The sequence below is a fragment of the Pseudoalteromonas sp. 2CM39R genome, from assembly GCF_023161845.1.
The window spans coordinates 807,361-822,424 of record NZ_JALNTM010000001.1; the positions used below are offsets into that span (position 1 = coordinate 807,361).

Genomic DNA, 15,064 nt, shown 5'->3' on the forward strand with positions numbered 1-15,064 from the left:
CACGGTCATTGGTAGGAAGCCATGATAATAGACTCTTCAAAATCACTTTTTTGTGCAGTACTCATTTTAATCACCGCGGGCTGTGCGCAGTTACCTTCACGAGAGTCCATTCAACCAAGCTATGCCATTGCAGCGGATACACCCAGTACCATAGGAGATGCAGTGGGTAATAATCATCCTGGGTTATCAGGGTTTTATCCTTTAGCAGATGGGGTCGATGCCTTTGTAGCTAGGTTAGCACTCATTGATTCTGCAGAGCACACCATTGATGTGCAGTACTATTTATACCACAGGCAGCAAACCACCATTTTATTTACGGCCTTTTTATTAAAAGCCGCAGATAGAGGGGTAAGAATTCGCTTGTTGCTTGATGACTTATCGCAAGCCGACAGTGAGCTTGATTTAGCTGCACTGGCTGTTCACCCTAATATTGAAGTTCGATTATTTAATCCATTTCCTAACCGTCGTTTTAGAGCGCTTGGTTTTGTTACCAATTTTAGCCAGCTTTCAAGACGCATGCATAACAAGAGTTTTATCGTTGATAATCGGATTTTTATCACCGGTGGGCGCAACATAGGTAATGCGTATTTCTCGGCTGAAGATCATTCTGAATTTATTGATTTAGATGTTATGAGTGTTGGCGAGATTGTGCCAGAGGCATCAAAAGCATTTGATTTATATTGGAATCATCAGCTGTCTTACCCTGTTGAAGATTTGCACGGTGAACGTGATGAACAATCACTTATTGATATCACTAAATCCTTATCGACCTATGTTGAGCAGAATCAGCAGAGTAATTACGTTGAGCAGTTACGCGAAAGCGCCTTTGTAAAACGTTTATTGCACGATGAAATAGAATTCGATTGGCAAAAGTCTGTGTTGTTTTATGATCATCCCGATAAGGTAATGAACGACGTCAGTGAAAAATCGGCCAATATGTCGCCCATGTTGTTTAAAGAAATGGGCGAGCCGAAACAAAAAGCAATTATTGTGTCGCCGTATTTTATTCCTCGTGAGCAGGGCGTTAAATTACTAACCAATTGGGCAAAGCAGGGAGTTGATGTCACAGTGCTCACTAACTCTTTAGCTGCTACCGATGTATCCGCGGTGCATGCTGGTTATAAAAAGTACCGAGAAGATCTCGTTAAAGGTGGGGTTAAGCTGTGGGAGTTAAAACCCAGTGACTTAATGGCCATTAAGCGCAAAGCGGGGCGTAAAGTAACCGGGTCATCACAAGCAAGTTTGCACGCAAAAACCATGACCTTTGATGATGAAAAGATTTTTGTGGGCACTATGAACCTAGACCCTCGCTCGCTTGATTTAAATACCGAGATGGGCGTATTAATCGAAAGCGAAAAGCTTAGCCGTTTTTTGGCCCATTGGGTTGATACGCAAATGCCTGAATATGCCTGGAAAGTCGAGCTTAAAGATAATGACTTAGTTTGGCTCGATACCGTGAGTAATGAGCAGTTTGATGAAGAACCACAAACGTCTTCGTGGCGACGCTTTCAAGTGTGGTTTATATCGTTATTCCCTATCGAAAATGAGCTATAAGCCATTCCTTCAGTATTTATACCTAAGCCCAACTTTTTAGTTGGGCTTTTTGTTTTCAGCCTTTAGTTGTTAACCATTTCGGGATAAAAAATGGTGTTTGAGCGTACACGTGTAAACCCATTGTATTCAAGTGCTTAGCGTGCAAAGAAAAAATAAATATAAAAAAATGTTAAAAAAACTGGTTGGACCAATTGATCTATTGCTCGTTTTATGACGTAATGTAGGTATTACTATCTGGTCGGATGAGTTTATTATGAGCTTACGTACAAAATTAAAAAAAGTATTACCTAGTATTTCAATTACAGAACAAGAAGCGTTAGATGCGGGTGATGTTTGGTTAGAAGGTTCAATCTACCAAGGTAAACCTGATTTCGATGCACTTCGTGACGTGCCAGCAGCTAAGCTGAGCGCTGAAGAGCAAGCATTCTTAGATGGCCCAGTAAAAGAATTATTATCTATGATTGATGATTCTGAAATTCAAAATGGTGTTCATCTTCCTGATTACATTCTTGATTTCTTGAAAAAAGAGCGTTTTTTCTCGCTTATCATTCCTAAATCATTCGGCGGTTTAGAATTCAGCCCTTATGCAAACTCTACAATCGTTGCGACTATCGCGACTAAGAGTTCTGCGGTTGCGGTAACCGTGATGGTTCCTAACTCATTAGGCCCAGGTGAGCTATTACTTCACTTTGGTACTAAAGAGCAACAAGATCACTACTTACCACGTCTTGCAAATGGTCGTGATATTCCATGTTTCGCACTAACTAGCCCAGAAGCGGGTTCAGATGCGGGTGGTATTCCAGATATCGGTGTTGTTAAACGTGGTCAGTTCAATGGCGAAGAAGTGTTAGGTTTAGAAATTACCTGGGACAAACGCTACATCACACTTGCGCCAATTGCGACAGTATTAGGTTTAGCATTTAAAGTAGTTGACCCTGATGGTTTACTAGGTGGCAAAGAAAACCTAGGTATTACCTGTGCGCTTATCCCTAAAGACCACCCAGGTGTTGAACTTGGTAATCGTCATGATCCTATGGGCATCCGTTTTTACAACGGTACGACTCGCGGTGAAAAAGTATTTGTACCAATGGACTTCATCATTGGTGGTCAAAAGAACATCGGTCGTGGCTGGCAAATGCTGGTTAGCTGTTTAGGTGCAGGCCGTGGTATCTCTCTACCGGCATTAGGTGTTAGCTCATCACAAGTGGCATTCAAAGGTGCTTCTGAGTACGCAGCAGTACGTGAGCAGTTTGGTCTGGCGATTGGTCAATTCGAAGGTATCCAAGAGAAGCTTGCTGATATCGCAGGTAAAACTTACCTTCAAGAAGCAATGCGTGTATTAACAACAGAAGGTTTAGGCATGGGCTTAAAACCATCTGTAGTCACTGCGATTGCTAAATACCACATGACAGAAATTGGTCGTAACGTGCTTGATTCAGCAATGGATATTCAAGCAGGTAAAGCAATTCAAAATGGTCCGCAAAATACATTAGCAAGTGGATATGTTGCACAACCAATCGCAATCACGGTTGAAGGTGCAAACATTCTTACTCGTAACCTTATGATTTTTGGTCAAGGTGTAATGCGTTGTCACCCTTACCTACAAACTATGGTTGAGTCTATCCACAGCGAAGACAAAAATGCAGATAAAGAATTCAACAGCATCTTACGTAAAACAGTGGGTTACAGCGTAGCTAACAGCTTACGAGCTTTCCGTTTAGGTGTATTACCGTTTACTGCCGGTGCTAAATCGTCACTACCAGAAGTACGTGAATACGAAAAAGCAGCGCACAAACTATCTGCAAAACTTGCAGTTTACGCTGACTTCTCGTTATTGGTACTGGGCGGCAAACTTAAGCAAGCAGAAATGTTATCTGCACGTTTAGGCGACGTAATGAGCTTCTTGTATGCGGCGATGGCATCAATTAAATACTACGAGCAAAAAGTAGCAAGCAGTGAACGTGAGCAAGCTGCGCCTTATTTCCACTATGCGACTCGCTTTGCACTACAAAGCGCTGAAGAAGCATTACATAAGTTCTTAGATAACTTCCCTGCAAGTGGTACTCGTAAGTTTATGCGTTTCATTACGATGAACTACTCAATGAAAATGCCTAAGATCAGCGATGATTTAATCCGTGAACTTGCGACTCAAGCGCAAATGGATACCGCGTTTAAAGCGCAAATCACTCACTTGGTTAACCCAATTGAAGGTGATGGTCATTACATCAATGAGCAAGCGTACAAAGCGAAAATGGCGTGCCTTGATTTACTTAAGAAAGTTAAAAAAGCACTGCGTGCTAAAACTATTAAGCCGGGCGTTCGTTTTGCAGAAACGCTTGATAATGCACTTGTTGCAAGTGTTATCAACGAAGAAGAGTATGCAAAACTGATTGATTACAACAAGAAACGTGAAAAAGCGATTCGTGTTGATGAGTTTGACTTTGATATGAACTTACTGGATGACAATGCAAAGCCAGTAAACCCACTTAAAAGTGTGGTAAACGAGTAATTCAACAATGCAAGTCCTGAGCAGCATTAGGACTTTATCTTCGAAAACCCGTGCTTAGCGCGGGTTTTTTATTGCCTATAGGCCGTTGTGCCAATAGCCAATATCACCTACCATTGCCATCGGTTTATATAAATTACAGAGCGTTATGGATCTTAGGCAATTCGTTACTTGTCACTTTTCAAATATTACAGAGCTACAGCAAGCTGCATCAGTATGGAGTGGATGCGGTGAGATTATTCGTTGCCAAATGAATGGTGCTGCTGCGGTAATTAAAGCGATTGAAGTGCCTAGTCAGATCAATCATAGTCGTATAAAACAAAGTGATTTTGCACTTGCCAGAAAGCGGCAATCTTACTTAGTCGAATTTAATTGGTATCGGCATTACGATAAGCAATTACCCCATGAAGCTGCGGCTATACACTGTATTGAGGCAATACAAGAGGGCAGTAAGCAAGCGCTGTTATTTAGTGATTTCAGTGCACTTGGCTACCAGCAAGCAAGTGCTACACACAGCGATATTCAAGCAATTATAAACTGGCTTGCACACTTTCATGCTTTTCATTTAGCAAGCTCTGCCGACGGCCTTTGGCTGCGAGGTAGTTATTGGCACTTAGCAACGCGGCCCGATGAGCTACAGCGCATGAGCGATTTAAGCTTAAAAGCGCAGGCACACGCTATTGACACTGCGTTGAATGAGTCACCTTACCAAACATTAATTCATGGTGATGCTAAGCTTGCCAATTTTGCGATTGCGCCACAAAACCAGCATGTTCTTGGCTATGATTTTCAATATGTTGGCAAGGGTGTTGGGGTGATTGATGTCATGTATTTTTTAGGCAGTTGCTTAAATGATACGGCATTAAAATCAGTTGCAGATGACTATTTAAATCACTACTTTGACACACTCACACAGGCACTAAAACGTTATCAACCGAATGTAAACCCAGCGCATGTTGTTAGCAGTTGGCGAGCGCTCTGGTGTTACGCATGGAGCGATTTTTATCGCTTTTTAGCCGGTTGGAGCCCTGATCATGTAAAAATAAACGGCTACATGCAGCAGCAATTTGAAACTTACTTAAAAATAAAGGATTAGCAATGAATAAGCCAATGCGATTTGCCATTATTGGCTGTGGTGCTGTAACCGAAGTGAAAAGCGGCCCTGCTTATCAACAAGCAGAAGGTATTGCGCTTATTGGGGTGACACGCCGCGACTTAGAAAAAGCCCATGATTACGCTAAACGCCATAATGTCGCAAAGGTGTTCGCATCGCCAAGCGAACTCATTAACGATACCAGTGTTGATGCCGTGTATATTGCCACGCCGCCAGATAGCCATAAAGCGTATGCTCTTGAGGTTGCTGCGGCAGGTAAACCGTGTTGTATTGAAAAGCCACTGGCGCCAAGTTATCAAGACAGCCTTGACATTGTCGCAGCGTTTAAAGAGGCTAAACAGCCGTTATTTGTGGCTTATTATCGCCGTTCATTACCACGCTTTAATCACGTTAAACAGTTACTAGAACAAGGTGCGATTGGTAAGCCTCGGCATGTTAGTTGGCATTTAAGTAAAGCTCCTAACACCCTTGATTTATCGGGTGAGTACAACTGGCGCACAGATCAAAAGGTGGCACGAGGAGGTTACTTCGACGATTTAGCAAGCCATGGTCTTGATTTACTTGCCTACCTTTTAGGTGACTTTAGTAAGGTGCATGGTTTATGTGCTAATCAACAGGGCTTATATTCTGCGTTCGATGCTATTACCGCGCACTGGCAGCATCAATCTGGTGTTACTGGCACCGGGAGCTGGAACTTTGCTTCATCTAATCGTTTTGATGATGTGATGATTTACGGCAGTGAAGGCGAGCTTAGCTTTAGTGTTTTTGACGAAAAGCCGATTGTGCTTAACAACGCACAGGGTAAACAACAGCTCGTAATTGATAACCCTGCACATATTCAACAATATCATGTTGAAAACATGGCGAACTATTTTCATGCTCAGCAACCTCATCCATCAACCGGTGAGAGCGCACTTCACACAAGTTGGGTTATGGAGCAGATTTTATCGGCTTAGTGCTCAAACGCTGTATTGAAGGCATTTACAATTTGTGTGTTTTCACCTTCGTGAAATAACTCCATCAGGCGCTCACTAATTAAAGTGCGTACCTTCTCGGTTTTAAGCGCTTTATCGAACAGCGCGATTGCTTGTTTGCCGACCTCTGTTGGTGAGCAAGCAATATAACCAAACACCGCGGCTTTTTCTGGTTTAAGGCTGATATATCTAACGCTACTGAGATCAGGGAAACGTTTATAGCGCTCAGAAAAGATACCTTGGTATTCAACGACTGCGTCGATTTTATTTTGAAACAACATTTGACCTAAACGAGGTGCATTCGTAGCCCCCTCTAAAATAAAGAAATGCTCATCATTTAAACGAACAAACTTATCAATCTCTTCTGAGTATGAACGACCTTTGGTGACACCTATTGTTAAGTCGTAGTAATAGATAGCTTGTAATAGGGTAATGGCGTCTGGAATGGTAGGCTTATTAAATACCACTAGCTTATTTGGGGGAAAAGCCATCAGAGGGTACTGACTAAACACAGCATGAGCCTCACGTTCTGGGGTTTTCAATTTATTGTACAAGCAAACATTATTCATTTTGCCTAATTCCTGCCACTCTCTTAAGCGGCTTGCAGGTATAAAATGTAGGCTGATTTCATCGCCTAATTCAGCTGCGGCAGCCAGCAAAAATGTGGTGGCCTCATTCTCAGGGTTACCGCCATCTTGCGGAACAAAGTCTGCCATAACTTGAATATCGAGTGTTTCACTGTGGACCGGTAGGCAAATACACAAAAGTAGTATTAAAGTGAGGATAAACGTTTTCATTACTGCGGGCCCAAAATAAATAAAATGTTAAACATTGCCGGTACGTGTTGTTGCAAAAAAATTAATATTTGCAGCTGATAGTGTAATTTTAGACCAATTCAAAGAATTAATGCGATGAACATGCATTTTTTGCAGTCGAGAAGACTATTTTGCGCTAAAATAGGCGTAATTTATCTCATTTAGGTTCTACTTATGTCTATCCATGTAATTACTCATCCGTTAGTTCAACACAAACTTGGCCTTATGCGTGCAGAAGGTATTAGTACTAAAAGTTTTCGTGAGCTGTCGTCTGAAGTAGGTACTTTGCTTACTTACGAAGCAACAAAAAACCTACCATTAGAAAGTGTTCAAATCACAGGGTGGGATGGTTCAACATTAGATGTAGAACATATCAAAGGTAAAAAAATTACTGTTGTGCCAATTCTACGTGCCGGCCTTGGTATGATGGATGGTGTTATGCAGTTATTACCTGCTGCAAAAGTAAGTGTTGTTGGTCTTCAGCGTAACGAAGAAACATTGGAGCCAGTGCCTTATTTTGAAAAACTAGTTGGTAAAATTGATGAGCGTTTAAGCCTTGTTATTGACCCAATGCTTGCAACCGGTGGTTCAATGATCGCAACTATCGATATGCTTAAAAAAGCAGGCTGTAAAGATATAAAAGTGATTGTATTAGTGGCAGCACCAGAGGGCGTAGAAAAAACCCTTGCAGCTCACCCAGATGTTGAAATTTTCACAGCATCTTTAGACAGTCACTTAAACGAAAAAGGATATATCATTCCAGGCTTAGGAGATGCCGGTGACAAGATTTTTGGCACAGTGTAAGGCGCTCACGTGGAAAATCATCAAACATTTTCGTTAAAAACCATTCTAACAGGCGCGCAAATGCTGTTTGTAGCATTTGGCGCACTGGTACTTGTGCCTTTACTGACAGGCCTTGATCCCAATGTGGCTTTATTTACCGCAGGTTTAGGAACCTTGCTGTTTCATGTGGTTACCAAAGGCCAAGTTCCTATCTTTTTAGCATCGTCTTTTGCTTTCATTGCACCTATTATCGCCTCGGTACAAATGTGGGGCATTCCTGCAACAATGGGCGGTTTAATGGTGGCCGGTTTTTGCTATGTTGTGCTTAGCTTGATTGTAAAATTTAAAGGCGTCAATGCACTGCATAAAGTGTTACCTCCTGTTGTTGTTGGCCCTGTTATTATGGTGATTGGTTTAGCTTTAGCCCCCGTTGCTGTGAATATGGCAATGGGTAAAGCAGGGGATGGCAGTGCACAATTAGTTCCTTATGAGCAAGCAATTTGGGTTTCTGGTTTATCATTACTGGTTACGCTGATTTTTGCGGTATGGGGTAAAGGTGTATTTAAACTTATTCCTATTCTTGCTGGTGTGGTAGCAGGTTACCTTGCTTCGTTATTTATAGGTATTGTTGAATTTAATGCGGTCACAGAAGCAAACTGGTTTGCGGTACCGGCATTTACGTATCCTGAGTTTAAATGGCAGGCTATTTTATTTATGGTGCCTGTGGCCATTGCGCCAGCAATTGAACATATTGGCGACATGATGGCTATTAGCCAAGTAACAGGTAAAGACTATTTAAAGAAACCGGGTTTACACCGCACTTTACTAGGAGATGGCTTAGCAACCTCTGCGGCATCGGTTTTTGGTGGTCCACCTAATACAACGTACTCAGAAGTAACGGGGGCGGTAATGCTTACGCGTAACTTCAACCCTCGAGTGATGCTTTGGACTGCAATCATCGCAATTGTGCTGGCGTTTGTGGCAAAAATGGGTGCTGGTTTACAGACGATTCCGGTTCCTGTGATGGGCGGCATCATGATTTTACTATTTGGTTCAATCGCCGTTGTTGGTTTAAATACCTTAGTAAAATCAGGTGAAGACCTTACCGCGCCTCGCAATCTGACTATCATCGCACTGATTTTAGTGTTTGGTATTGGTGGCATGCATATCGGTGGTGATGAGTTTAGTTTGCAAGGTGTGAGCTTATGCGCAATTTTGGGGATTATCTTAAATGCTGTTCTCCCCAAAGCAGTGCAACAAGCTGATTAGAACTTAAAAACTGCTTGAATATTGCACCAAAAAAGCGCATTAAATATGCGCTTTTTTTGTAACCATTTAAAAAATAAGGAGTTATAAAACTGGTCTACTAACTGCATTTATCTCTATGTCATACTGGTAGGAGCGATTATGCAAGAGGCAAATGTTGTGGATATTACCCCGTTTTTAGCGAAGCATCAGTTACCACTCAAGTATCAATACTTAAGTGAGCAGTTTTTTATACCCCTCGCGCACGATATCTTGAGCGCAAAAATGACCGGCCAACCTATGCTGGTGGCAATTAACGGCTGCCAAGGGTCAGGTAAAACGACCCTCGCTGATTTCTTAGTGACCTGGGTTAATAGCAATACCGAATTTAATAGCGTGTCATTATCAATCGATGACTTTTATTTAAGTCGTGATGCACGCAATGAGCTTGCTAAAGATGTTCATCCTTTGTTTGCGAGTCGTGGTGTACCGGGTACGCATGATACGCAACTAATGGAACAAACCTTATCAGCTTTGTTGGCAGGTAAAGTGGAAGTGCCATTACCTCAATTTGATAAACTAACTGATGATCCGGTACCAAAAGAGCTGTGGTCTAGTAATCAAAAGCCGATTGATATCGTGTTTTTTGAAGGCTGGTGTGTAGCCAGTACACCTCAGCAGCCTTATCAACTGCAAACTCCGGTAAATGAATTAGAGCAACTAGAAGATGCCGACGGCATTTGGCGTCGCTGCGTAAATAGTTGCTTAGCGAATGAATATCAAAATGTATTCGCAATGGCCGATTACACCATTATGTTAAAAGCGCCTTCATTTGAAGATGTGTATGCGTGGCGCTTAGAGCAAGAGCATAAACTAATTGCCAAAAAAGGCCAGGGGCAGGGCACGTTTGACGAAGTGAGTTTAAAGCGTTTTATCTCTCATTTTGAACGTATTACGCGGGAAAATTTAGCCACTCTTGCGCACAGCGTTGATGCGTTACTATTGCTCGATACTGAGCGTGATATCACCAAGATGGAGCTTCTCGCTGACCAGATTGCTCAACCACTTATTTTTACTGACTTAGACGGCACATTGCTCGATCACGATAGTTACGAATGTGAGGTGATCAAACCATTTCTGGCAAAGTTGAATGATACCGGTGTCAATGTGATTTTTAACACCAGCAAAACCTTTGCTGAAGTCACTGATATTCAAAAAGGTTTGGATCATCATCAACCCTTTATTGTGGAAAATGGTGCTGCTGTTTATATCCCGAAAGACTATTTCAAAGTAAAGCCGATTGGCTGTGATGAATATAAAGGTTATTGGCGCTTTGCCATGACGCAAAGTACCGATAAATTGCATGAAGATCTTAAACAATATGCAAGCCAATTTAGTCATTGTGTACGTTTGTTTAGCCAATTTAGTGCACAAGAAATAGCCGAGTTAACAGGACTCCCCGTCGATAAAAGTGAATTGGCTTTACAAAGGCAGTACTCAGATCCGGTTTGTTTTTCGGGCAGTGATGAAGAAAAGCAGGGCTTGATAGATGCAATGAGCCAAGCAGGCTACGAAGTGCTTGTTGGCGGGCGTTTTATCCATTTAACCAAAGGTAACAATAAAGGACTTGCACAAAAGTGGCTGTTAAATCAGTTCAAAAAAGCCTATCGCAATCCATTTACTGTGATAGCGCTTGGCGACAGTCAAAACGATGTAGCCATGCTAAAAGCGGCCGACACCGCTATTTTAATCAATAACCCTGGCAGCCAAGTACAATCACAAATATTACAAAAAGCATGGCAGCTCAGCGAAAAGCCCGCCCCTGCAGGTTGGGTTCAAGAAGTTTCTGCGTTAACTATCATCAAAGCGCGTTTTGCAGCAAAACAGGAGCAATCTCATGGCTGATTTTTATCAAAATGGCATTATCACGACTTTACACAATATTGCTGACCGCCCAGTAGAAGAACTAGAAAAAGAGTTGTTGGGCTTTTCAAAACAACGCCCAATGGGCCTGATTTTGCCTTCGCTTTACAGTGAGTTAGAAGGACCCGCTCTGCAAAATATTATTGCTGAGCTGAAACATGTGCCTTATTTATCGCAAATTACCATAGGCCTTGATCGCGCTGATGAAAGCCAATATCGCCATGCACTGCAGTTTTTTGCGGAGCTTGATCAGCCTCATAAGGTACTTTGGAATGATGGCCCGCGTTTACAAGCTCTTGATAAAGAACTACAAAAATTGGGCGTTGCGCCACGAGAGCTAGGTAAAGGTCGCAATGTTTGGTATTGCATGGGCTATAAGTTGGCAACCTCAAAAGTAGAGTCTATTGCACTGCATGACTGCGATATTTTGACTTACGACAGAGCGCTATTAGCACGTTTAATTTACCCCGTTGCTCACCCTCGTTTTAACTATGAATTTTGTAAAGGGTTTTACCCGCGCACCGCTGAGGGCAAAATTAATGGTCGCGTGTCACGTTTGCTGGTAACGCCGTTATTGCGTTCTTTTAAAACAATATTAGGCAGCAACGATTACTTAGAATACATGGATTCGTTTCGTTACCCGCTTGCGGGTGAGTTTTCATTCCGTCGCGATGTACTTAATGATATTCGTATTCCAAGTGACTGGGGCTTAGAAATTGGCGTGCTATCAGAGATGTATCGCAATTACTCGCATAACCGTTTATGTCAGGTAGATATTGCTGATAACTATGACCACAAACACCAAGACTTATCGCTAGAAAACCAAGCGGCGGGCTTGTCGAAAATGTCGATTGATATCACCAAAGCTTTATTTAGAAAGCTGGCTACCCAAGGGGTGACTTTTACGACAGAAACCATTCGCTCATTAAAGGCAACCTATTACCGTATTGCACTCGATTTTATTGAAACTTATCACAACGATGCGTTAATGAATGGCTTAACACTTGATATTCATCATGAAGAAAAAGCCGTTGAAATGTTTGCTCAAAATATTATGAATGCAGGTCAGCACTTTTTAGAAAATCCAATGGAAGCACCCTTTGTGCCGAGTTGGAACCGAGTAGCTTCGGCAATGCCAGAGGTGTTTGCTCGCTTAGAAGAAGCCGTAGAGCTTGATAACAAAGAATATATTTAACGGGGAAGGCACGTGACTTTAGAGCTTTTGCAACAAAGGGTTATTCAGCATTTAACCTGCATCTACGGCGAGGTTGAGCTATCAACAACGCTTGAACAACTCGCAGATAGATTAATCGATACCATGTTAGGTGATGATCCTGTTCGAGACCCAACGCCGCATAAAAACCGTTGGGATGAGCAAGACATGATTTTAATTGCCTATGGTGATTCGATTATTCGTCATGCTAATACGGATGAAGCCGTTGCTAAGCCTGAAGAGCCGCCTTTGCAAACGTTACATCGCTTTGTAAAAAACCAATGCTTACCTGAACTTAATGCACTGCACATCTTGCCGTTTTACCCATATAGCTCAGATGAAGGCTTCGCGGTAATGAATTATGTGCAAGTGAATGAAGCGTTAGGTAGTTGGCAACATATCCGTGATATTTCAGCGGATGTTAGGTTGATGGCAGATTTGGTGATCAACCATTGCTCTAGCCGCAGCGTTTGGTTTGAAAACTTTATTCAGGGCAAAGAGCCGGGAAGAGGGTATTTTAAAACGGCAAGCCAGAGTGATGACCTTGTGCAAGTTGTTCGCCCGAGAACATCGCCACTTTTACAGGCGGTTGAAACTAAAGACGGTTTGCAACATGTGTGGTGTACCTTTAGTCATGACCAAGTCGACTTTGATTTTGCTAACCCAGATGTGCTCAATGAATTTGTCAGCATTATTCGTCATTATCTAGATAACGGTGTGCGTATATTCCGCCTTGATGCGGTGGCTTTTTTATGGAAAAAACTCAATACCCGCTGTATTAACCTGCCAGAGACACACGAAGTGATCAGATTACTTCGCACCCTTATTGAGCATGTTGAGCCTAATGTGATTATTATCACAGAAACTAATATCCCGAACCGCGAAAACCTATCGTACTTTGGTAATGCCAACGAAGCACATTGTATTTATAACTTCTCATTACCACCGCTGTTATTACACACTTTACTCAGTGGTGACAGCACCGCATTAAAACATTGGATGATGAGTATGCCACCTCCTCAAGAAGGCACGGCATACTTTAACTTTATAGCTTCACATGATGGTATTGGCTTGCGCCCCGTTGAAGGCTTGTTGGAGCAAAGTGAAATTGCCGAAATGGTCAATACTACGGCTAAATATGGCGGTAAAGTCTCATTACGTACCGCCCCAGATGGCACCAATACCCCTTATGAGTTAAACATTGCCTTATTTGATGCGTTGCAAGGTACCCATAAAGGCCCAGATAAATGGGGTGTTGCACGCTTTTTATGTGCGCATGCCATTATGTTTGCGCTTGAAGGTATTCCAGGTTTGTATATTCATAGCTTACTCGGTACCACCAATGATTATGAACGCTTTGAAAATAGCCAACATAACCGAGCGATTAATCGACACCGCTGGCAAGAGTCAGATTTACTAGCAAAGCTGAGTAACGAAAATGCCCATCATCGTACTGTGTTTAAAGCGATGAAAAACCTAATGGCTATTCGTAAGGCGCAAAGTGCATTTCACCCTAATGCGACGCAATATACGTTACATTTAAGCGAAGGGCTCTTTGGTTTTTGGCGACAAAGTATCAACCGTTCGCAAAGTATGTTTTGTGTTTATAACATTAGTGACGAGCCGCAAACGCTTACGCTTGCCGACTTAAATTTGATTGGTACCGAGCAATGGCGAGATTTGATCAGCGGTGAGCAAATTACTGAGCAAACACAAACAATGTCGCTAACACCATACCAAGCTGTATGGCTCAGCAATAAATAATGTAAATGCCCTTTACAGTTTGCTATTGGTTGCTTTAAATAGAAGTGATTCAACACTGAAGGGAAGGGCATTTTTATTCGCATTACTGAAAACGCGAAAGTTAATTGCTAAGTTATCACTGTGAATTTGTTCAACTAGCTTAAGCGTTTGTTCGCTATGTTGGCTGAAAATGGCCACTTCATGATGCATAGATCCAGTTGCGTAATTATTGAGTAGATCATGAACATTTACTATAGCTAAAGCTCCTAGCATGACATGACCACCGATAGTGACGTCTATTTTTTCTGCCACAACTCTGAGCGGCCAATTTATTGCGCCAACCAATACATCTTTGCGTTTCTTTAACTCATCAAGCGCTGCAATCGCCCCTAATGCCATGGCATCATTGGCAGCCCAAACCATATTGATGTTAGATTGATGGCTAAAGTAGCCAAGACTCTGGCGATACGCTTGGGTTGCTGACCAGTTGGCAACTGTTTTAGCGGTGATATTAGCATTATCATGCGTTTGAACACTTTGCTCTAAACCTTGCTCTCTATCAAGTGCTGCATGAGTGGTGTAATCACCATTAATCGCGAGAATATTTGCCGTGTGCTGAGTTTTTTCAATCAGTTTTTCAGCTAATAGTTGACCCGCTTGTTTGTTATCGGGCACCACGCTACCTGCGATATTAATACCATGATCAATCAAACGGTTTAGTTCTTGTTCTGATGGGCGGTTAAGTAAAAAATAGATGGGCGTAGAGATGTGCTTTAAGCTTAAAAGTTGTTGGGTAAGCACACTTTTCTCATCAACTAAAATCAGCATATCTGGCTTTGCTTTAATCGCATTAGCCACTAATGACTTCATTTCAATATGATTTCGGTTGGCATAATGAATTGTTAAATCGAGATCAAAGTCTTTGGCAGCATCACGCATCAACTGCGACACTTCAAACCAAAACGGGCCTGTGACATTGGTATTGGCATGACCTGGGTTTATAAAAATAATTCTTTGCTTGGCAAAAACACTCGGTAAGCAAAATAGGCAGATAATGAAAAATACCGTTTTGAGCATAGTCTTATTAAGTTAAAAGGCCGATAGGGAAGAGTATAGCTTGAATTTTCAGGTTTTAAGTAAATGATTGGCATAGGATAGTTTTTAAATATCTGATAGAAAAAGGGCTACACAAAT

Annotated in this window: 11 protein-coding genes; 9 read left to right on the forward strand and 2 right to left on the reverse strand. The window is 42.0% G+C overall.

Annotated elements, in window-relative coordinates; translation table 11 throughout:
* The first annotated feature begins 21 nt into the window (after nucleotides 1-21).
* The 4 genes from MTF66_RS03575 (at nucleotide 22) to MTF66_RS03590 (ending at nucleotide 6,130) form a co-directional block, all read left to right on the forward strand.
* Nucleotides 22-1,554: a phospholipase D family protein gene (locus tag MTF66_RS03575; RefSeq protein WP_248526413.1), complete on the forward strand. Its 1,533-nt coding sequence runs from the start codon at nucleotides 22-24 to the stop codon at nucleotides 1,552-1,554.
* A gap of 253 nt (nucleotides 1,555-1,807) precedes the next feature.
* The gene (locus MTF66_RS03580; protein ID WP_054562441.1) at nucleotides 1,808-4,063 is read left to right on the forward strand and encodes an acyl-CoA dehydrogenase; all 2,256 of its coding nucleotides are present in this window, start codon (nucleotides 1,808-1,810) and stop codon (nucleotides 4,061-4,063) included.
* A gap of 145 nt (nucleotides 4,064-4,208) precedes the next feature.
* Complete coding sequence (locus tag MTF66_RS03585; RefSeq protein ID WP_248526414.1) at nucleotides 4,209-5,156, forward strand: phosphotransferase; 948 nt, start codon at nucleotides 4,209-4,211, stop codon at nucleotides 5,154-5,156.
* 2 nt (nucleotides 5,157-5,158) lie between these two features.
* Nucleotides 5,159-6,130 carry a Gfo/Idh/MocA family protein gene (locus MTF66_RS03590; RefSeq protein WP_248526415.1) on the forward strand — a complete coding sequence of 324 codons (972 nt, stop codon included), beginning with the start codon at nucleotides 5,159-5,161 and terminating at the stop codon, nucleotides 6,128-6,130.
* Here MTF66_RS03590 and MTF66_RS03595 read toward each other — a convergent pair.
* On the reverse strand, nucleotides 6,127-6,945 hold the full coding sequence (locus MTF66_RS03595; RefSeq protein ID WP_248526416.1) for an ABC transporter substrate-binding protein: 819 nt from the start codon (nucleotides 6,943-6,945) through the stop codon (nucleotides 6,127-6,129). The genes MTF66_RS03590 and MTF66_RS03595 overlap by 4 nt on opposite strands.
* Nucleotides 6,946-7,137: 192 nt before the next feature.
* On the opposite strand from MTF66_RS03595, the gene upp reads away from it, so the two are divergent.
* The 5 genes from upp to MTF66_RS03620 all read left to right on the forward strand — a co-directional run bounded on the left by upp (nucleotide 7,138) and on the right by MTF66_RS03620 (nucleotide 13,891).
* Nucleotides 7,138-7,767 carry a uracil phosphoribosyltransferase gene (gene upp, locus MTF66_RS03600; RefSeq protein ID WP_054562437.1) on the forward strand — a complete coding sequence of 210 codons (630 nt, stop codon included), beginning with the start codon at nucleotides 7,138-7,140 and terminating at the stop codon, nucleotides 7,765-7,767.
* A 9-nt stretch (nucleotides 7,768-7,776) separates the two neighbouring features.
* On the forward strand, nucleotides 7,777-9,015 hold the full coding sequence (locus MTF66_RS03605; protein ID WP_248526417.1) for a uracil-xanthine permease family protein: 1,239 nt from the start codon (nucleotides 7,777-7,779) through the stop codon (nucleotides 9,013-9,015).
* 138 nt (nucleotides 9,016-9,153) lie between these two features.
* Nucleotides 9,154-10,896 carry an HAD-IIB family hydrolase gene (locus MTF66_RS03610; protein WP_248526418.1) on the forward strand — a complete coding sequence of 581 codons (1,743 nt, stop codon included), beginning with the start codon at nucleotides 9,154-9,156 and terminating at the stop codon, nucleotides 10,894-10,896.
* On the forward strand, nucleotides 10,889-12,109 hold the full coding sequence (locus tag MTF66_RS03615) for a hypothetical protein (protein ID WP_054562434.1): 1,221 nt from the start codon (nucleotides 10,889-10,891) through the stop codon (nucleotides 12,107-12,109). The genes MTF66_RS03610 and MTF66_RS03615 overlap by 8 nt, the downstream gene beginning before the upstream one ends.
* A 12-nt stretch (nucleotides 12,110-12,121) precedes the next feature.
* The gene (locus MTF66_RS03620; protein WP_248526419.1) at nucleotides 12,122-13,891 is read left to right on the forward strand and encodes a sugar phosphorylase; all 1,770 of its coding nucleotides are present in this window, start codon (nucleotides 12,122-12,124) and stop codon (nucleotides 13,889-13,891) included.
* Nucleotides 13,892-13,903: 12 nt separating this feature from the next.
* Here MTF66_RS03620 and MTF66_RS03625 read toward each other — a convergent pair whose 3' ends face one another.
* Nucleotides 13,904-14,947 (reverse strand): ABC transporter substrate-binding protein, encoded by a 1,044-nt coding sequence (locus tag MTF66_RS03625; protein WP_248526420.1) that lies wholly within the window; start codon nucleotides 14,945-14,947, stop codon nucleotides 13,904-13,906.
* Nucleotides 14,948-15,064: the final 117 nt, after the last annotated feature.